The sequence below is a fragment of the Streptomyces sp. NPDC046860 genome (assembly GCF_040645115.1).
GTDB lineage: Bacteria > Actinomycetota > Actinomycetes > Streptomycetales > Streptomycetaceae > Streptomyces.
In genome coordinates, this window is sequence record NZ_JBEYXQ010000013.1 from 80,797 (window position 1) to 95,898 (window position 15,102).

The window sequence follows — 15,102 nt, forward strand, 5'->3', positions numbered from 1 at the left end:
ACGGGCGAACCCCCACACAGGACACTGGTACATGGTTCGGACAGGGCGCGCGAGTGCGCGTGCGGCGCATCAAGGAGGCATCGGTGGCGGGCGAGTCCCCCGACAGGTCGAAGCAGCACGAAGCGTCGGCGGAACCGACGTCGGGGAGCGCGGGCACCGTTCCCGCGGCCCGCGAAGCGGACTCGGCCGCACCGGCCGAGGTGACCGCCGGCCCGGCGGCCCCCGTCGAGGACGAGGAACTCCGCGAGGCGGTCTCGGCGTGGGTCCGCTCGGCGGACGATGCTTCCGCCTCCGGCGGTTCGGCGAAGGGGAAGCCTTCGGCCAAGGGCGGCTCGGGGACGGCGGGTTCATCCGGCGGCCCGGAGGAGGACGCTGCTCCGGCTGAGGGCGACGGCGCCGACGACGACAGCGACGAGGGCGAGAGCGCTCCGGCCAAGGCCGTTGTCCCTTCGGGTGGTTCGGACACGGAGGCCCCCGAGGCCGACGCCGTCGAGGACGCCCCTGCCGGTGCCGAGGACGCTCCGGAGGAAGGTTCCGGCACCCCGGAGGCCGAGGACGGCTCCGAGGGCGCGGAGAAGGCCGCCAGCGGCTCCGAGGACGCTTCTGACGACGCGTCCGGGGACTCCGGGGCCGAGGAGGCCCCCGAAGCCCCTGTCGCCGCCCACGAGGACACGGACGGGGATGCGGCCCCCGAGGACGCCCCTGAGGGCGCCTCCGGCTCCGCCGCGGACACCGTCGAGGACTCCGAGGGGGACGCCGAGGAGGGCGACGCCGGGTCCTCCGACGAGGCCAAGTCCGAGACCGGTTCCGAGGCTGAGGCCGAGGCCGCCCCCGAAGCGGACGCCGACGCTGACGCCGACAGCGACGCCGAGGACTCCGCGAAGGACGTCCCCGCCCCGGCCGCCAAGGATTCCGAGGACTCCAAGGACTCCGAGAAGCGCACCCCCCTCCCCGCCGCCGAGGACGACGCGGAGTCCGACACCGAGTCCGACGGTGACGACACCGGCGAGTCCGGCGAGGACACCCCCGCCGACGCCGTCGACCACCCCACCACCGTCTTCAAGGCCCCCCGGCCCAAGAAGCCGGAGGTCGACCAGCCCACGACCATGCTCAAGCTCGGCGGGAAGCCGAAGCCCGCCCCCGCGAAGCCCTCCCCCGCCGAGCGGGACGCCGAGCGGACCAGCAGGTTCGTCGCGCTGAAGCCGGACCTCAAGGCGCCTTCGCCGAGGGCCGAGGAGACGCGGGCCGTGCCCCAGGTGGGGCCGGAGCGCACGACCCAGCAACCGCTGCCGCCGAAGCCGCCGCTGGACCTGCTGGCGGAGCTGACGAACACGCCTCCGCCGCCGGAGACCCCGGTGCGCACGCTGGTGCGCCGGGTGAAGATCTGGACGCCGCTGGTGATCCTGCTGGTGGTGATCCTGGGCGTCGTGCAGGCCACGCGCGCGCTGCCGCAGCCCACGCTGGCCCTGACCGCCGAGGACAGCCACACCTTCGGGGGCGGCAAGGCGGACATCCCGTGGCCCGCCGACGGCCAGGCCGCGCTGGACGTGCAGGGCATCGGCTCGTTCGGCTCCTCCGGGTCCGGCAAGCCCGTCCCGATCGCCAGTGTGGCGAAGGTGATGACCGCGTACCTGATCCTGCGTGACCACCCGCTCAAGAGCGGCGCCGAGGGCCCGAAGATCAAGATCGACAAGGCGGCCCAGGACCAGTCCAGGGCGGGCCAGGAGTCCACGGTCGACGTGACCGAGGGTGACGCGATCACCCAGCGCGAGGCGCTGGAGGGCGTGCTGATCGCGTCCGCGAACAACGTGGCCCGGCTGCTCGCCCGCTGGGACGCCGGTTCGGAGAAGGCGTTCGTGGCGAAGATGAACGACGCCGCCAAGGGCCTCGGCATGAGCGGGACGACCTACACCGACCCCTCGGGGCTGACCAACTCCACCGTCAGCACCGCCGCGGACCAGGTGAAGCTGGCCAAGGCCGCGATGCGCATGCCCGCGTTCCGCGAGGTGGCGGCGATGATGTCGTACACCGACTACAAGGGCACGTACCACTCCAACTGGAACCAGCTCGTCGGGCACAACGGCGTGGTCGGCATCAAGACCGGTACCACCACCTCGGCGCTCGGCAACCTGGTCTTCGCCGCGAAGCAGGACGTCGACGGCGAGACCCGGATGATCATCGGCGCGGTGCTGCGGCAGCCTCCGGGCGGCCGGGAGAACACCATTCTGAGCGCCGCGCTGGACCACAGCGACGCGCTGATCCGGGCCGCGCAGGGCGCGCTGAAGTCGGAGACGCTGCTGAAGAAGGGCACGGTCGTCGGGTACGTGGACGACGGCCTGGGCGGCCGCACGCCGGTCGAGGTGACCGAGGACGTGAAGGCGGCCGGCTGGGCGGGCCTGAAGGTGCGGCTCTCCTTCGACTCGGACACGGTCCCGCACACCGCGAAGGCGGGTACCCAGGTCGGCTCGCTCACCGTGGGTGACGGCACCGCCGCCGGTGCCGTGAAGGTGCCCGTCGCGCTCCGCGACGACCTGGCCGAACCGGGCCTCGGCAGCAAGCTGACCCGCCTCGGCTGACCCCCGGCACGCCCCGTCCGCACACCCCGCCGTCCGCGCTCCCGCCACAGGAGCCGGGCGGCGGGGTGCGTGCTAGCGTCACGAATCGGGGCAGGTCACCTTCGGACCGCACCCGGGCCGCGCAGGGGGCCGAGAACGGAAGACGGGACACGGGGAGTGCCTGACGTGGCGACAACCGAGCCGAAGCGCGCCGACGACGCCGAGCCCGACGCGGCGTCCGGTCCCCGGATACCGGTCGCGGCCCCGGAAGCCCCGGACAGCCTGCCGGCCGTCGCGTCCCTGCGGGCCCGGGTGCGCCGTCATCCCGTGCTGTCGGTGACCCTGCTCGCCGGTGTCCTGCACGTCATCTGGTTCTTCACGTTCGCCAACAGCGGCGGCGACCTCGCGGCGCAGGACGCCTGGGCCGAGTTCGTCGGCCGGCACCCCGGCTCGGCGTACAACCTCGCCTGGTACGGGGGCATGCACCCGGTGTCGTACAGCGTGGTGTCGCCGTATCTGATGTCCGTGCTCGGGGTGCGGACCACCATGATGATCGCCGGCACCGGCTCGGCCGCCCTGCTGACGACGCTGCTGTACCGCAGCCGGGCGGTGCGCAATCCGCTGTGGGCCGCGCTGGCCGGGGTGTTCGCGCTGCTGGGCAACGCGGTCTCGGGCCGGGTGACGTTCGGCCTCGGCACGCTCTTCGCGCTCTGCGCGGTGGCGGCGGTGTTCTGCTGGCCCTACGAGGGCCGGTACGCGCGCTGGGGCACGCCGCTGGCGGCCGCGCCGCTGGCCGCGCTCGCCGGGCTCTTCGCGCTGCTCGGCGGCGCGGTGTCCGGGTGGGTGGCCTACGGGCTCGCCGCGCTGTTCGCCGCGGGCGCCGTCGCGGTGGTGTGCTGCTGGCCCTACCGGGGCCGGTACAAGCGCTGGGCGAAGGCGCTGGCGGCCGCGCCGATGGCCGCGCTGGCCACGATGGCGTCGCCGGTGGCGGGGCTGTTCGTGGGCCTGGTCGCGGTCGCGCTGTTCCTGCAGAAGCGGCGGCCCGGCGCGTGGGCCCTGGGGCTGGCTCCCGCGGCGGTGGTGGCCATGTCGGCGTGGCTGTTCCCGTTCTCCGGCACCCAGCCGATGACGTTCGGCTCGGTGATCATGCCGCTGCTGTACGGGCTGCTGTGCGTGGTCCTGGTGCCCAGGGAGTGGGTCACCGTACGGCTGACGGCGGGTGTGTACAGCCTGAGCGTGGTCCTGGTGTGGCTGATCAGTTCACAGATCGGCTCGAACATCTCGCGGCTGCCGATGCTGTTCGCGGGGGTGGCGCTGACGGCCGCGCTGCCGTTCGCGGCGCCGCGCTCGCGCCGCTGGTACGCGACGGTGCTGGCGCTCGCCGGGTTCGTCGGGTGGATCGGCTTCAAGTCGGTCGACGACGTGGTCCACACGACCCCGGCCGCGTCCTGGGCGCGTGAGCTGGCGCCCCTGGTGCACCAGTTGCAGCGGGCGGACGCGGTGCAGGGCCGGGTGGAGGTCATCCCGGTCCGCTCGCACCGGGAGGCGTCCGCGCTGGCGCCGTACGTGAACCTGGCGCGCGGCTGGAACCGCCAGGCCGACATGGAGCGCAACCCGCTCTTCTACGACGACACCCTCAACTCGGCCAACTACCACGAGTGGCTCCAGCGGTGGGCGGTGCGGTACGTGGTGCTGCCGGCGGTGGACGACCCGGACGGCGACGGCGGGGTGCGCGAGCGGGAGCTGGTGCTGCGCGGGATGCCGTACCTGGAGCGGATCTGGGGCGACTCCAACTGGCAGCTCTACCGGGTGACGGACCCGGCGCCGCTGGCCGAGCCGCACGCGGTGGTCCGGCGGGCGGAGCAGGGCGAGATGACGCTGGAGGTCAGCGCGCCGGGACGGATTCTGGTCCGGGTGCCGTACTCGCCGTGGCTCAGCGTGGTGGACGAGCAGGGCAGGAGCCTGACGCCGCCGCAGGAGACCGAGGAGTCCAAGCGCCGCCCCGAGGGTTCGCCGAAGTCGTACGTCAACGTCGACGGCTGCCTGAGGGAGACCCCGGTGGACGCGGCGGGCGACCGCTGGACGGTGCTGCTGGCGCCGAGGGCGGGGACGTACCACCTCGCGGCGCCGTACCAGCTGCCGCGCGGGACGCCCTGCCCGGACGAGCTGAAGTAGCCGCCCAACCCGTCGGGTCGTTCACATCGAGCTGTTCACATCTCTGAACCAAGGTCAGAGAACCGAACGATTTTACTTTCCCTTGACGTGACGCTTCCTTGCCGCGCGTCCATGTTCAAACCCAGAGTTCACATGCCTGACTGGCTGACGCCGGTGGCCGGACCCTGGGAGGGCAGACATGAACGGTCTCGACTGGGCGGTGCTGATCGGCTACTTCGGCGTGATGGTGGCGATCGGTCTCTGGTCGCACCGGCGCGTGGACGACGTGGGGGACTTCTTCACGGCCGGGGGCCGGATGCCGTGGTGGCTGTCCGGCATCTCGCACCACATGTCGGGCTACAGCGCGGTGATGTTCACCGGGTACGCGGGCATCGCCTACACCTACGGGGTCACCTCGTACGTGACCTGGTCGTTCCCGATCGCGCTGGGCATCGCCATCGGCTCCCGGCTGTTCGCGCCGCGCATCAACCGGCTGCGCTCACGGCTCGGGGTGTCCTCTCCGCTGGAGTACCTGAAGAACCGGTACGACCTCACCACGCAGCAGGCGCTGGCGTGGTCGGGGATGCTGCTGAAGATCGTGGACGTGGGCGCGAAGTGGGCGGCCATCGCCACCCTGCTGTCGGTGTTCACCGGGGCGTCCCTGAACCAGGGCATCCTGATCACCGGCGCGGTGACCGCCGTGTACTGCACGATCGGCGGGCTGTGGGCGGACGCGCTGACCGAACTCGGCCAGTTCGTCATCCAGTTGCTGGCCGGGGTGGCGATGTTCGTGGCGGTCGTCCTGAAGCTCGGCGAGAAGGACATCGGGGTGTTCGGCGCCCTCGACGAGCCGGCGCTCAAGGGGCACGGGGAGCCGCTGGCGGGCCCGTACGGGACGGTGTTCCTGCTGGCGTTCCTGTTCATCAAGCTCTTCGAGTACAACGGCGGCATGCTCAACCAGGCCCAGCGGTACATGGCGACGAGCGGCCCGCGCGAGGCGGCCCGGTCCGCGCGGCTCTCGGCGCTGCTGTGGCTGGTGTGGCCGGTGGTGCTGTTCTTCCCGATGTGGATGGCCCCGCTGCTGGTGCGCGCCCAGAAGCCGGACGGGTCGGACGCCTACGCGCTGATGACCGAACAGCTCCTCCCGCACGGGCTGCTGGGGCTGGTGGTGGTCGGGTTCTTCTCGCACACCATGGCCATGTGCTCGTCCGACGCGAACGCCATCGCGGCCGTGTTCACGCGGGACGTGGCGCCGGTGCTGTCCCGGCGGGCGCGCGGGTGGGGCGCGCGGACCGGACTGCTGGCGGCGCGGGTGACGACGGTGGTCTTCCTCGGGCTGTCGATGGCGGTGGCGACCCAGGTGGACTCCCCGGCGTTCAAGGACATCATCACGGTCGTCATCAAGTGGGTGGCCGGGCTGATGGGGCCGATCGCCATCCCGATGATGCTGGGACTGCTCCGCCCCTTCCGCCGCTCCGGGCCGACGGCCGCGCTCACCGCCTGGGCGGCCGGCCTGCTGGCGTTCTGGCTGGTCAACTACCCGCTGAACTGGCAGGTGGAGGGCGGGGTGCCGCTCCAGTACCAGGTCTCGGTGCCCCTCGCGGTGTCCCTGCTGCTCTACGCCGGGATCGGCTGGATCAAGCCGGAGGACACCCCCGAGCGGCTGGCGGTCATCGACCAGGTCAACTCCGACGGCGGCGGCGCGGCGACCGTCCCGGCGCCGGGTCCGGCGGGCGACGACGTGCTGGGCGCGCCCCGGAAGGAGTGAGGCGTCAGGCGCGGGGATAGCGGGCGAGCCAGCCCGGCGCGGAGCCCGCGGGGCCGTGCAGGGCGGGGCCCTGGGTCATCTCCATGGCGAAGTCGTCGGCGAGTTCGAGGATCGTGGGGCGGCCCTCCAGCTCCGGCAGCCAGGCCGGGGGGAGGGCCGTCTCGCCGTGCAGGGCGCCGAGGAGGCCGCCGGTGAGGGCGCCCGCGGCGGCGGAGGGCCCGTCCTGGTTCACGGCCAGGCACAGCCCGTGCCGCACGTCCTCGCCGACCAGCGCGCAGTACACGGCGGCGGACAGCAGGCCGTCGGCCGTGCCCTCGCCGGCCAGCTCCGCCACCCGCGCCGGACTCGGCAGACCCTGCCGTACGGCGCCCAGGGCGCGCTGCAGGGCGCCGGTGACGGGCTCGTGGCCGGGGCGGGCGGCCAGCAGCGCGAGCGTGCTCTGCACGGCGCCGTCCAGGCTCTCCCCGCGCGCCAGGGCGTGCACGACGACGGCGTACGCGCCCGCCGAGAGGACCGCGACGGGATGGCCGTGGGTCTGCGCGGCGCATTCCAGGGCCAGTTGGACGACGAGCTGGGGCTCCCAGCCGACCAGCAGGCCGAAGGGGGCCGAGCGGGCGACGGCCTCCGGGCCCGTCTCGCCGGGGTTTTTCGGGCGTTCCAGCGTGCCCATCACGTCGTTGCCGAGCCCCAGCATCAGGGCGCGGGTGGGGCCCCGGCGGGCGTACAGCCACTCCTCGCGGGCGAGCCAGCCGTCCTCCTCCCGGCGCTCGTCCGGGCCCCAGTCCCGCTGGGTGGCCGCCCAGCGCAGGTAGGCCCGGTGCAGGTCGGTCGGCGGGTGCCAGGCGCCGGTGTCCCGGCGGACCTGCGCCCGGATCAGGCCGTCCACGGTGAACAGGGTGAGCTGGGTGTGGTGGGTGACCGTGCCGCGCCTGCCCTGGCCCGGGGCGAGGTCGGTGAGACCGGCGGGGCCGTGGGCGGCGCGGATCTGATCCAGTCCGAGCGTGTCGACCGGCGCGCCCAGCGCGTCCCCGATCGCGGCGCCGAGCAGGGTCCCGCGGACCCGGCCGCGGAAGTCCTGCTGTTCGGCACGACCCCAGACGGCGCCGCTCGCCGCACTCATCCCGCCTCCTCGCGCCACCGTCCGCCCGCACGACGGTCAGCACTGTAATGGAACCGGAACGCTCCGATCGGCGAGCCGAACGGTCTTCACCGGACACATACCGGTCAGGTCCGGACGCTTCCGCTCCACCGCGCGGGGACCGGCCCGCGGGCGGGCCCGCGCCCGGCGTCCGAAAGCCGTTCGTGTCCGGCGGAGGTCGGGAAGACTCCCGGTCATGACCATGACCGATTCTGCGGCCCCCGCCGACTCCACCCGTGCCGCGCGCACGGGCCTCGCTCTCGCCGCCACCGTGCTCACCGGTGTGCTCGCGCTGTACATCGCCCTCGTCGCCCTCGGGAACATCACCGACTTCGGGACGAACCAGCAGTACGTCCGGCACGTGCTGGCGATGGACACCACGTTCAAGGACGACCACCTGATGTGGCGGGCGATCACCAGCACCGCGCTCCAGGACACCGCGTACGTGGCGGTCATCGCGTGGGAGACCGCGGCCGCGGCCGTGCTCGTGTGGGGCACCTGGCTGTGGGCCCGGCGCGACACCGTCCGCGCGCGCCGGTTCTCCACCTACGGCCTGCTGATGCTGATCCTGCTGTTCGGCGCCGGGTTCATCGCGATAGGCGGCGAGTGGTTCGCCATGTGGCAGTCCAAGACGTGGAACGGGGTGGACGCGGCGACCCGCGTTTTCCTGCTCAGCGGGATCGCCCTGATCGTCAACCACCTGCCGGACCGCACCGGACGGTAACGGCCCGGTCTATTCGACGACCGAGACCTTCGCACCCGGGTCGCCGAAGGCCCACAGCGCGGCTCCGTCCTCCTTGTGGAGGCGGATGCCGCCGGTCCGGGCGCCGTCGGCGGGCGGGGGCGAAGAGCCGTCGACGGCGTTGGAGAAGCCTATGTTCACGCCGGACACGGCCGTGAAGTAGACGATGTGCTCGACCTGCACGCCGTCGGAGCCCGTGGTCGCGGCCGTGCGCGCGGTGACCGAGTACCGGCCCGGCTGCGGCTCCACCGTCCCCGGCCACACGGTGAACGTCCGGGAGGGCTCCCCGGTCGCGTCCACCAGCCACACCCGGTGCGTCCGGACCGAGTAGACGATCCGCCGGCCGATCCCCGACGCCTCCGGCACCGCGGGCGGGCCGGAGGGGGTCGGGGCGGCGGTCGGGGTGGGAGAGGCCGAGGCGGTGGGGCGCGCGTGCGCGGCCGGGGCCGCGGGACGCGGACCGTGGTCGGCCTGTACGGCCAGGGCGACGACGGCGGCGGTCGCAGCGACCGTCAGTCCGGAGACCCAGGCCCACGAGGGCAGTAGGGCAGCCACGGGTTACGCATCTCCTCCGCTGTGGGGCCCCCTTCTCAGATCCGGGGTCGGATCATCGTACTCAGTCCACGAGGGGCAACAGCTCCGGCAGGTGCCCGTCGGAGGCACGGGCCGCCGACCGCCGCTCCTCGGACACCTCGCCGTACAGCGTGGTCCGGGGTTTCGACGGCCGTCCGGCCGCCTCCGCGACGGCCTCCAGGTCGCGTACGGACTTGTACGAGCCGTACGACGAGCCCGCCATCCGGGAGATCGTCTCCTCCATCAGCGTGCCGCCCAGGTCGTTCGCGCCGGACCGCAGCATCTCCGCCGCGCCCTCGGTGCCGAGCTTGACCCAGCTGGTCTGGATGTTGGGGATCAGGCCGTGCAGCAACAGCCTCGCCATCGCCGTCACCGCGCGGTTGTCGCGCATGGTCGGGCCGGGGCGCGCGATGCCCGCGAGGTAGACCGGCGCGTTGGTGTGGATGAAGGGGAGGGTCACGAACTCCGTGAATCCGCCCGTCCGTTCCTGGATTCCGGCGAGCGTGCGCAGGTGGCCCAGCCAGTGCCGGGGCTGGTCGACGTGGCCGTACATCATCGTGGAGGAGGAGCGGATGCCCAGTTCGTGGGCGGTGGTGATGACCTCGGTCCAGGTGGCCGTGGGCAGCTTGCCCTTGGTCAGCACCCAGCGCACCTCGTCGTCCAGGATCTCGGCCGCCGTGCCGGGGACGGAGTCGAGCCCGGCCTCCTTGGCCGCCGTCAGCCACTCCCGGATGGACAGGCCGGTACGGGTGGCCCCGTTGACGACCTCCATCGGCGAGAAGGCGTGCACGTGCATACCGGGCACCCGCTCCTTCACCGCCCGCGCGATGTCGAAGTAGGCGGTGCCGGGCAGGTCCGGATGGATGCCGCCCTGCATGCAGACCTCCACCGCGCCCACGTCCCACGCCTGCTGGGCGCGGTCGGCGACCTGGTCCAGAGAGAGGGTGTAGGCGTCGGCGTCGGTGCGCCGCTGGGCGAAGGCGCAGAAACGGCAGCCGGTGTAGCAGACGTTGGTGAAGTTGATGTTCCTGGTGACGATGTACGTGACCTCGTCCCCCACCACCGACCTGCGCACGTCGTCCGCGATCCGGCACACCGCGTCCAGCGCCGGGCCGTCCGCGTGCAGCAGCGCGAGCGCCTCGGCGTCGGTCAGCTTCGTCGGATCGTCGGCGGCGGTGCGCAGGGCCTCGCGGACGTCGGTGTCGATGCGCTCGGGGGCCATGCCGGGGGCGGCGGCCTCGCGCAGCTCGGCCCAGTCGCCGTACACCTCGTCGAAGTCGTCACGCCGGTCGGAGGTGCGGCCCTCGGTGTCGATGGAGGCGTGCAGGTCGGTGCGGCCGGTGGCGGTGAAGACCTCTTCCGGCTCCTGCCAGGGCAAGCCCTTCGGGAGTACGCCGGGCCGGGCGAGGCCGGTCTCCGGGTCCGCCAGCGCGGCGACGTGCGGGCGCAGCCGGGGGTCCAGCCAGGGCTCACCCCGGCGGACGAACTCCGGGTACACGCAGAGCCGTTCGCGCAGCTCGAAGCCCGCCGCGCGGGACCGCTCGGTCAGCTCCTCGATCTGCGGCCAGGGGCGCTCGGGGTTGACGTGGTCGATGGTGAGCGGCGAGACCCCGCCCCAGTCGTCGATCCCGGCACCGATCAGCCGCTCGTACTCGCTGTCGACGAGGTTGGGCGGGGCCTGGAGGCAGGCGGCGGGGCCCATGATGTGCCGGGCGACGGCGACGGTGGCGATCAGTTCGTCCAGTTCGGCGTCCGGCATGCCGCGCATCGCGGTGTCCGGCTTGGCGCGGAAGTTCTGGATGATCAGTTCCTGGATGCCGTGGTAGGCGCGGGAGACCTTGCGCAGCGCGAACAGCGACTCCGCGCGCTCCTCGTAGGTCTCCCCGATGCCGATCAGCAGCCCGGACGTGAAGGGCACGGAGGAGCGGCCGGCGTCCTCCAGCACCCGCAGCCGTACGGCGGGTTCCTTGTCCGGGGAGCCGTGGTGCGGGCCGCCGGGCTCGGACCAGAGGCGCTCGGCGGTGGTCTCCAGCATCATGCCCATGCTCGGCGCGACCGGCTTCAGCCGCTGGAAGTCGGTCCAGCTCATGACGCCGGGGTTGAGGTGGGGCAGCAGGCCGGTCTCCTCCAGGATGCGGATGGAGATGGCGCGTACGTAGGCGATCGTGTCGTCGTAGCCGTGCGCGTCGAGCCACTCGCGCGCCTCGGGCCAGCGGTCCTCGGGCTTGTCGCCGAGGGTGATGAGGGCTTCCTTGCAGCCGAGCGCGGCACCCTTGCGGGCGATGTCCAGCACCTCGTCGGGCGACATGAACATCCCGTGGCCCGCGCGGCGCAGCTTGCCGGGGACGGTGACGAAGGTGCAGTAGTGGCACTTGTCGCGGCACAGCCGGGTCAGCGGGATGAAGACGCTTTTCGAGTACGTGATGACCCCGGCCCGCCCCGCCGCCTCCAGGCCCGCGTCGCGCACCCGTGCGGCGGAGGCGGTGAGGTCTTCCAGGGCCTCGCCGCGGGCCTGGAGCAGCACCGCCGCCTCCGTCACGTCGAGCGCGACACCGTCACGGGCACGTTTGAGGGCGCGACGCATGGAGTTCTCGGTGGGGCCGGTTCCGGGGGTCGCGGAAGTCGTCATCCAGAGAGCATACGTTCGGCCTGATCTGGGGCTACGGCCGCTTTCGGGCAGGTCACGGCGACGCCATCCGGTGCCGCGCGGCACCACCGGCGACACCACCGGTGGCGCCGCTTGGCGCCATTCGGTGCCACGTGATGCCAATAAGGCTTGCCATGGCGCCACAATGGTGCCAAGCTAACGCCATGGACCTCACCCCGTATGTCGACACCCTTCGCCGTGAACTCGCGGTGGCCGCCGAGGCCGGTGGCGAGGAAGCCCGCGAACTGGCCGAGCGGCTGACCGCTCCGCTGGAGTCGGCGACCCGCCTGACCATGCTCCACGTGCTCTCCGCCGCGATGGACGAGATCACCCGCGAGCTGGCCCCCGGCTCGGTCGACGTGCGACTGCGCGGTCTGGACCCCGAGTTCGTGGTCTCGGCGCCCGCCGCCGAGGCCGCTCCGGCGGAGGCGGCCGCCGCACCGGTCGCGCCCCAGCCGGCCGCCGAGGGCGACGAGGGCGGCACCGCCCGCGTCAACCTCCGCCTCCCGGCGCACCTCAAGACGCGCGCCGAGGAGGCGGCGGGCCGCGAGGGCCTGTCGGTCAACGCCTGGCTGGTGCGGGCCGTCTCGGCCGCGGTCGACGGCGGCGCGCGACCGCGTCCGGCGGAGAAGACCCGCACGATCGGACAGAGCTTCACGGGCTGGGTGCGCTAGCACTCGCGCCCGCTCCACTTCTCACCCCCTTCACGTCCCCCACCTGCGGGGACGACCTGACGAGCCAAGAGGACGGGACAGCCATGCCTTCTTTCGACACCCCTCAGCCCATCGCGGTCACCGCCCACGTGGGCGCCGGTTCCCTCCGGTTCGCCGCGAGCGACCGTACGGACACCGTGGTCGAGGTCGCGCCCCGCGACCCCAAGCGGGACAAGGACGTCCGGGCCGCCGAACAGACCGACGTCGGCTTCGCCTCCGGCGCCCTGACCGTCCGGACCCGGGAGCGCCTGCTCATCGGCCCCTCCGGCCTGGTCGACGTGACGGTGCACCTGCCGGCCGGCTCCTCCGCCGAGGTCACCGGGTCCTGGACCCAGGTGCTCGGCGAGGGCCGCCTGGGCGAGGTCCGCGTGAAGACCTCCACCGGCGACGTACGCCTCGACGCCACCGGCCCGCTGAAGCTGACCGTGGCCCACGGCTCGGTCACCGTGGACCGGGTCGCGGGCGCCGCCGAGATCAGCAGCAGCAGCGGCACCATCCGGGTCGGCACCATCGACGGCCCGGCCGTCCTGAAGAACACCAACGGCACGACCGTCGTCGAGGCCGTCACCGGTGACCTGCGGGTGAGCGGCGCCAACGGCGGCATCGACATCGGGCGGGCCGAGGCGTCCGTCGCCGGCACCACGTCCAACGGCCCCCTGCGCGTCGCCGACGTCGCGCGCGGCGAGGTCCGGCTGGAGACCGCCAACGGCTCCATCGAGATCGGCGTCCGCGAGGGCACCGCCGCCTGGCTCGACGTCAGCTCCAGCCACGGCCAGGTGCGCAACGCGCTCGCCTCGTCCGGGGCGCCGGCGCACACCGACGACACCGTCAAGATCCACGCCCGGACCAACTGGGGCAACGTCGACGTCCTGCGCGCCCGCGCCTGAGCGCGACCGCTCCGCCCCCTCTCCCCCCTCTCGCTCCCCCTCTCCTTCGCTCTTCCTCACCTAGGCCCTCAGGAGGGCTCCATGGCTTCGTCTGTCATGCCCACGCCCAGGCAAGCGCCCGAGTCGCGGCCCGCAGCCGTCTCCGTCACCGGACTGCGCAAGTCCTACGGCGACAAGACCGTGCTGGACGGCATCGACCTGAGCATCCCCGCCGGGACCGTGTTCGCCCTGCTGGGCCCCAACGGCGCCGGCAAGACCACCACCGTGCAGATCCTCTCCACCCTCATCGCCGCCGACGGCGGCCGGGCGCTCGTCGCGGGCCACGACATCTCCACGGCACCGGACGGCGTGCGCTCGGCGATCGGCGTCACCGGCCAGTTCGCCGCGCTGGACGACCTGCTCACCGCCGAGGAGAACCTCCTCCTCATGGCCGACCTGCTGCGCCTCGGCAAGCGCGAAGGGCGGGCCCGTACACGGGAGTTGCTGGAGCGATTCGACATCGCGGACGTGGCGGGCAAGCGGGCCGCCACCTTCTCCGGCGGCATGCGGCGCCGGCTCGACCTCGCCATGACCCTGGTCGGCGACCCCCAGGTGATCTTCCTGGACGAGCCGACGACCGGGCTCGACCCGCGCAGCCGCCGCACCATGTGGGACACCGTGCGCACGCTGGTCGCGGGCGGCACCACCGTCTTCCTCACCACCCAGTACCTGGAGGAGGCCGACCAGCTGGCCGACCGGATCGCCGTCCTGGACGGCGGCCGGATCGTCGCCGAGGGCACCGCCGACGAGCTGAAGGCCCGTATCCCCGGCGCCCACGTGCGGCTGCGGTTCAACGGCCCCGACGAACTGGACCGGGCGGCGGCGGCCTTCCCCGGCTCCGCGCGGGACGACGAGAACCTCGCCCTGCGGGTGGCGGGCGACGGCGGTCTGGACGCGCTGCGCGCCCTGCTCGACCGGCTCGACGCCGCCGGGGTCTCGGCGGCCGGCTTCTCCGTGCACACCCCCGACCTGGACGACGTCTTCCTCGCGCTGACCGGCCAGGGCACCACCGGCACCCCCTTCACCTCCCTCCACGTCGACGCCGACACCCACGTCAAGGAGAACCAGCGATGAGCACCCTCGGCTACGCCGTGCACGACTCGATGACGATGCTGCGGCGCAACATCAAGCACGCGATCCGCTATCCGGCCGTCTCGCTCGGCAGCTCGATGATGCCGATCCTGATGCTGCTGCTGTTCGTGTACGCCTTCGGCGACGCGATCGGCAGCGGGATGGGCGGCGGCCGCGGCGCCTACCTGGAGTACCTGACCCCCGGCGTGATCGTCATGGGTGTGGCGGCCGGCGCCATGTCGACCTCGATCGCGGTGTGTTCGGACATGACCGAGGGCATCATCAACCGCTTCCGGACCATGAACATCACCCGGTCGTCGTTCATGACCGGGCATGTCATCGGCAGCGTCCTGCAGACGATGGTGAGCCTCGTGCTGGTGGTGGCGGTGGCGCTCGCCCTCGGCTTCCGGCCGGACGCGAGCCCGCTGGAGTGGCTGGCCGCCGCCGGGTTCCTCGCCGCCATCGCGTTCGCGGTGACCTGGCTGTCGGTGGCGCTCGGTCTGATCTCCAAGACCGTGGAGTCCGCCAGCAACAAGCCGCTGCTGGTCCAGTTCCTGCCGTTCCTCGGCTCCGCGTTCGTGCCGGCCGGGTCGATGGCCCCGGGCCTGCGCTGGTTCGCCGAGCACCAGCCGTTCACGCCGATGAACGAGACCCTGCGCGGTCTGCTCACCGGCTCGGCCATCGGGAACAACGGCTGGATCTCGCTCGCCTGGTGCGCGGGCATCGCCCTGGTCGGCTACGTCTGGTCGCGCTCGCTGTTCAACAGCACGACCAAGCGCTGAGCCGGCGAATGCGAAAACTCCGTGAAGTCCCCT

Annotated in this window: 11 protein-coding genes; 8 read left to right on the forward strand and 3 right to left on the reverse strand. The window is 72.8% G+C overall.

Features of this window, described 5'->3' with window-relative positions; translation table 11 throughout:
- The first annotated feature begins 83 nt into the window (after positions 1-83).
- The 3 genes from ABZ898_RS20070 (at position 84) to ABZ898_RS20080 (ending at position 6,477) form a co-directional block, all read left to right on the forward strand.
- Complete coding sequence (locus ABZ898_RS20070; protein WP_361660313.1) at positions 84-2,576, forward strand: D-alanyl-D-alanine carboxypeptidase; 2,493 nt, start codon at positions 84-86, stop codon at positions 2,574-2,576.
- 165 nt (positions 2,577-2,741) lie between these two features.
- Positions 2,742-4,730: an MFS transporter gene (locus ABZ898_RS20075; RefSeq protein WP_361660316.1), complete on the forward strand. Its 1,989-nt coding sequence runs from the start codon at positions 2,742-2,744 to the stop codon at positions 4,728-4,730.
- Positions 4,731-4,908: 178 nt separating this feature from the next.
- Entirely contained in the window at positions 4,909-6,477 is a 1,569-nt protein-coding gene (locus ABZ898_RS20080) for a sodium:solute symporter family protein (protein ID WP_361660319.1), read from the forward strand.
- Between the two features lie 4 nt (positions 6,478-6,481).
- On the opposite strand, the gene ABZ898_RS20085 is transcribed toward ABZ898_RS20080, so the two are convergent.
- Positions 6,482-7,597, reverse strand: a complete 1,116-nt coding sequence (locus tag ABZ898_RS20085; protein ID WP_361660321.1) for an ADP-ribosylglycohydrolase family protein — start codon at positions 7,595-7,597, stop codon at positions 6,482-6,484.
- A 220-nt stretch (positions 7,598-7,817) separates the two neighbouring features.
- On the opposite strand from ABZ898_RS20085, the gene ABZ898_RS20090 reads away from it, so the two are divergent.
- Complete coding sequence (locus tag ABZ898_RS20090; protein ID WP_361660535.1) at positions 7,818-8,339, forward strand: DUF2165 domain-containing protein; 522 nt, start codon at positions 7,818-7,820, stop codon at positions 8,337-8,339.
- 9 nt (positions 8,340-8,348) lie between these two features.
- Here ABZ898_RS20090 and ABZ898_RS20095 read toward each other — a convergent pair whose 3' ends face one another.
- Complete coding sequence (locus ABZ898_RS20095) at positions 8,349-8,912, reverse strand: hypothetical protein (protein WP_361660325.1); 564 nt, start codon at positions 8,910-8,912, stop codon at positions 8,349-8,351.
- Between the two features lie 61 nt (positions 8,913-8,973).
- Complete coding sequence (locus tag ABZ898_RS20100; protein WP_361660328.1) at positions 8,974-11,559, reverse strand: bifunctional FO biosynthesis protein CofGH; 2,586 nt, start codon at positions 11,557-11,559, stop codon at positions 8,974-8,976.
- A gap of 182 nt (positions 11,560-11,741) precedes the next feature.
- Between ABZ898_RS20100 and ABZ898_RS20105 the strand changes: the two genes are divergently transcribed.
- The 4 genes from ABZ898_RS20105 (at position 11,742) to ABZ898_RS20120 (ending at position 15,069) form a co-directional block, all read left to right on the forward strand.
- Positions 11,742-12,251 (forward strand): hypothetical protein, encoded by a 510-nt coding sequence (locus ABZ898_RS20105; RefSeq protein WP_361660331.1) that lies wholly within the window; start codon positions 11,742-11,744, stop codon positions 12,249-12,251.
- A gap of 83 nt (positions 12,252-12,334) precedes the next feature.
- Entirely contained in the window at positions 12,335-13,177 is an 843-nt protein-coding gene (locus ABZ898_RS20110; protein WP_361660334.1) for a DUF4097 family beta strand repeat-containing protein, read from the forward strand.
- An 81-nt stretch (positions 13,178-13,258) separates the two neighbouring features.
- The gene (locus ABZ898_RS20115; RefSeq protein ID WP_361660337.1) at positions 13,259-14,290 is read left to right on the forward strand and encodes an ATP-binding cassette domain-containing protein; all 1,032 of its coding nucleotides are present in this window, start codon (positions 13,259-13,261) and stop codon (positions 14,288-14,290) included.
- Positions 14,287-15,069, forward strand: coding sequence for an ABC transporter permease (locus ABZ898_RS20120; protein WP_361660340.1), 783 nt, complete (start codon positions 14,287-14,289; stop codon positions 15,067-15,069). The genes ABZ898_RS20115 and ABZ898_RS20120 overlap by 4 nt, the downstream gene beginning before the upstream one ends.
- The last annotated feature ends 33 nt before the right edge of the window (positions 15,070-15,102 follow it).

What these genes read in the sequence shown, in the direction of transcription:
- ABZ898_RS20080 (WP_361660319.1), top strand. Translation starts at nt 4,909, where the DNA reads ATGAACGGTCTCGACTGGGCGGTGCTGATCGGCTACTTCGGCGTGATG.
- ABZ898_RS20085 (WP_361660321.1), bottom strand. Translation starts at nt 7,597, where the DNA reads ATGAGTGCGGCGAGCGGCGCCGTCTGGGGTCGTGCCGAACAGCAGGAC.
- ABZ898_RS20090 (WP_361660535.1), top strand. Translation starts at nt 7,818, where the DNA reads ATGACCGATTCTGCGGCCCCCGCCGACTCCACCCGTGCCGCGCGCACG.
- ABZ898_RS20100 (WP_361660328.1), bottom strand. Translation starts at nt 11,559, where the DNA reads ATGACGACTTCCGCGACCCCCGGAACCGGCCCCACCGAGAACTCCATG.
- ABZ898_RS20105 (WP_361660331.1), top strand. Translation starts at nt 11,742, where the DNA reads ATGGACCTCACCCCGTATGTCGACACCCTTCGCCGTGAACTCGCGGTG.
- ABZ898_RS20110 (WP_361660334.1), top strand. Translation starts at nt 12,335, where the DNA reads ATGCCTTCTTTCGACACCCCTCAGCCCATCGCGGTCACCGCCCACGTG.
- ABZ898_RS20115 (WP_361660337.1), top strand. Translation starts at nt 13,259, where the DNA reads ATGGCTTCGTCTGTCATGCCCACGCCCAGGCAAGCGCCCGAGTCGCGG.
- ABZ898_RS20120 (WP_361660340.1), top strand. Translation starts at nt 14,287, where the DNA reads ATGAGCACCCTCGGCTACGCCGTGCACGACTCGATGACGATGCTGCGG.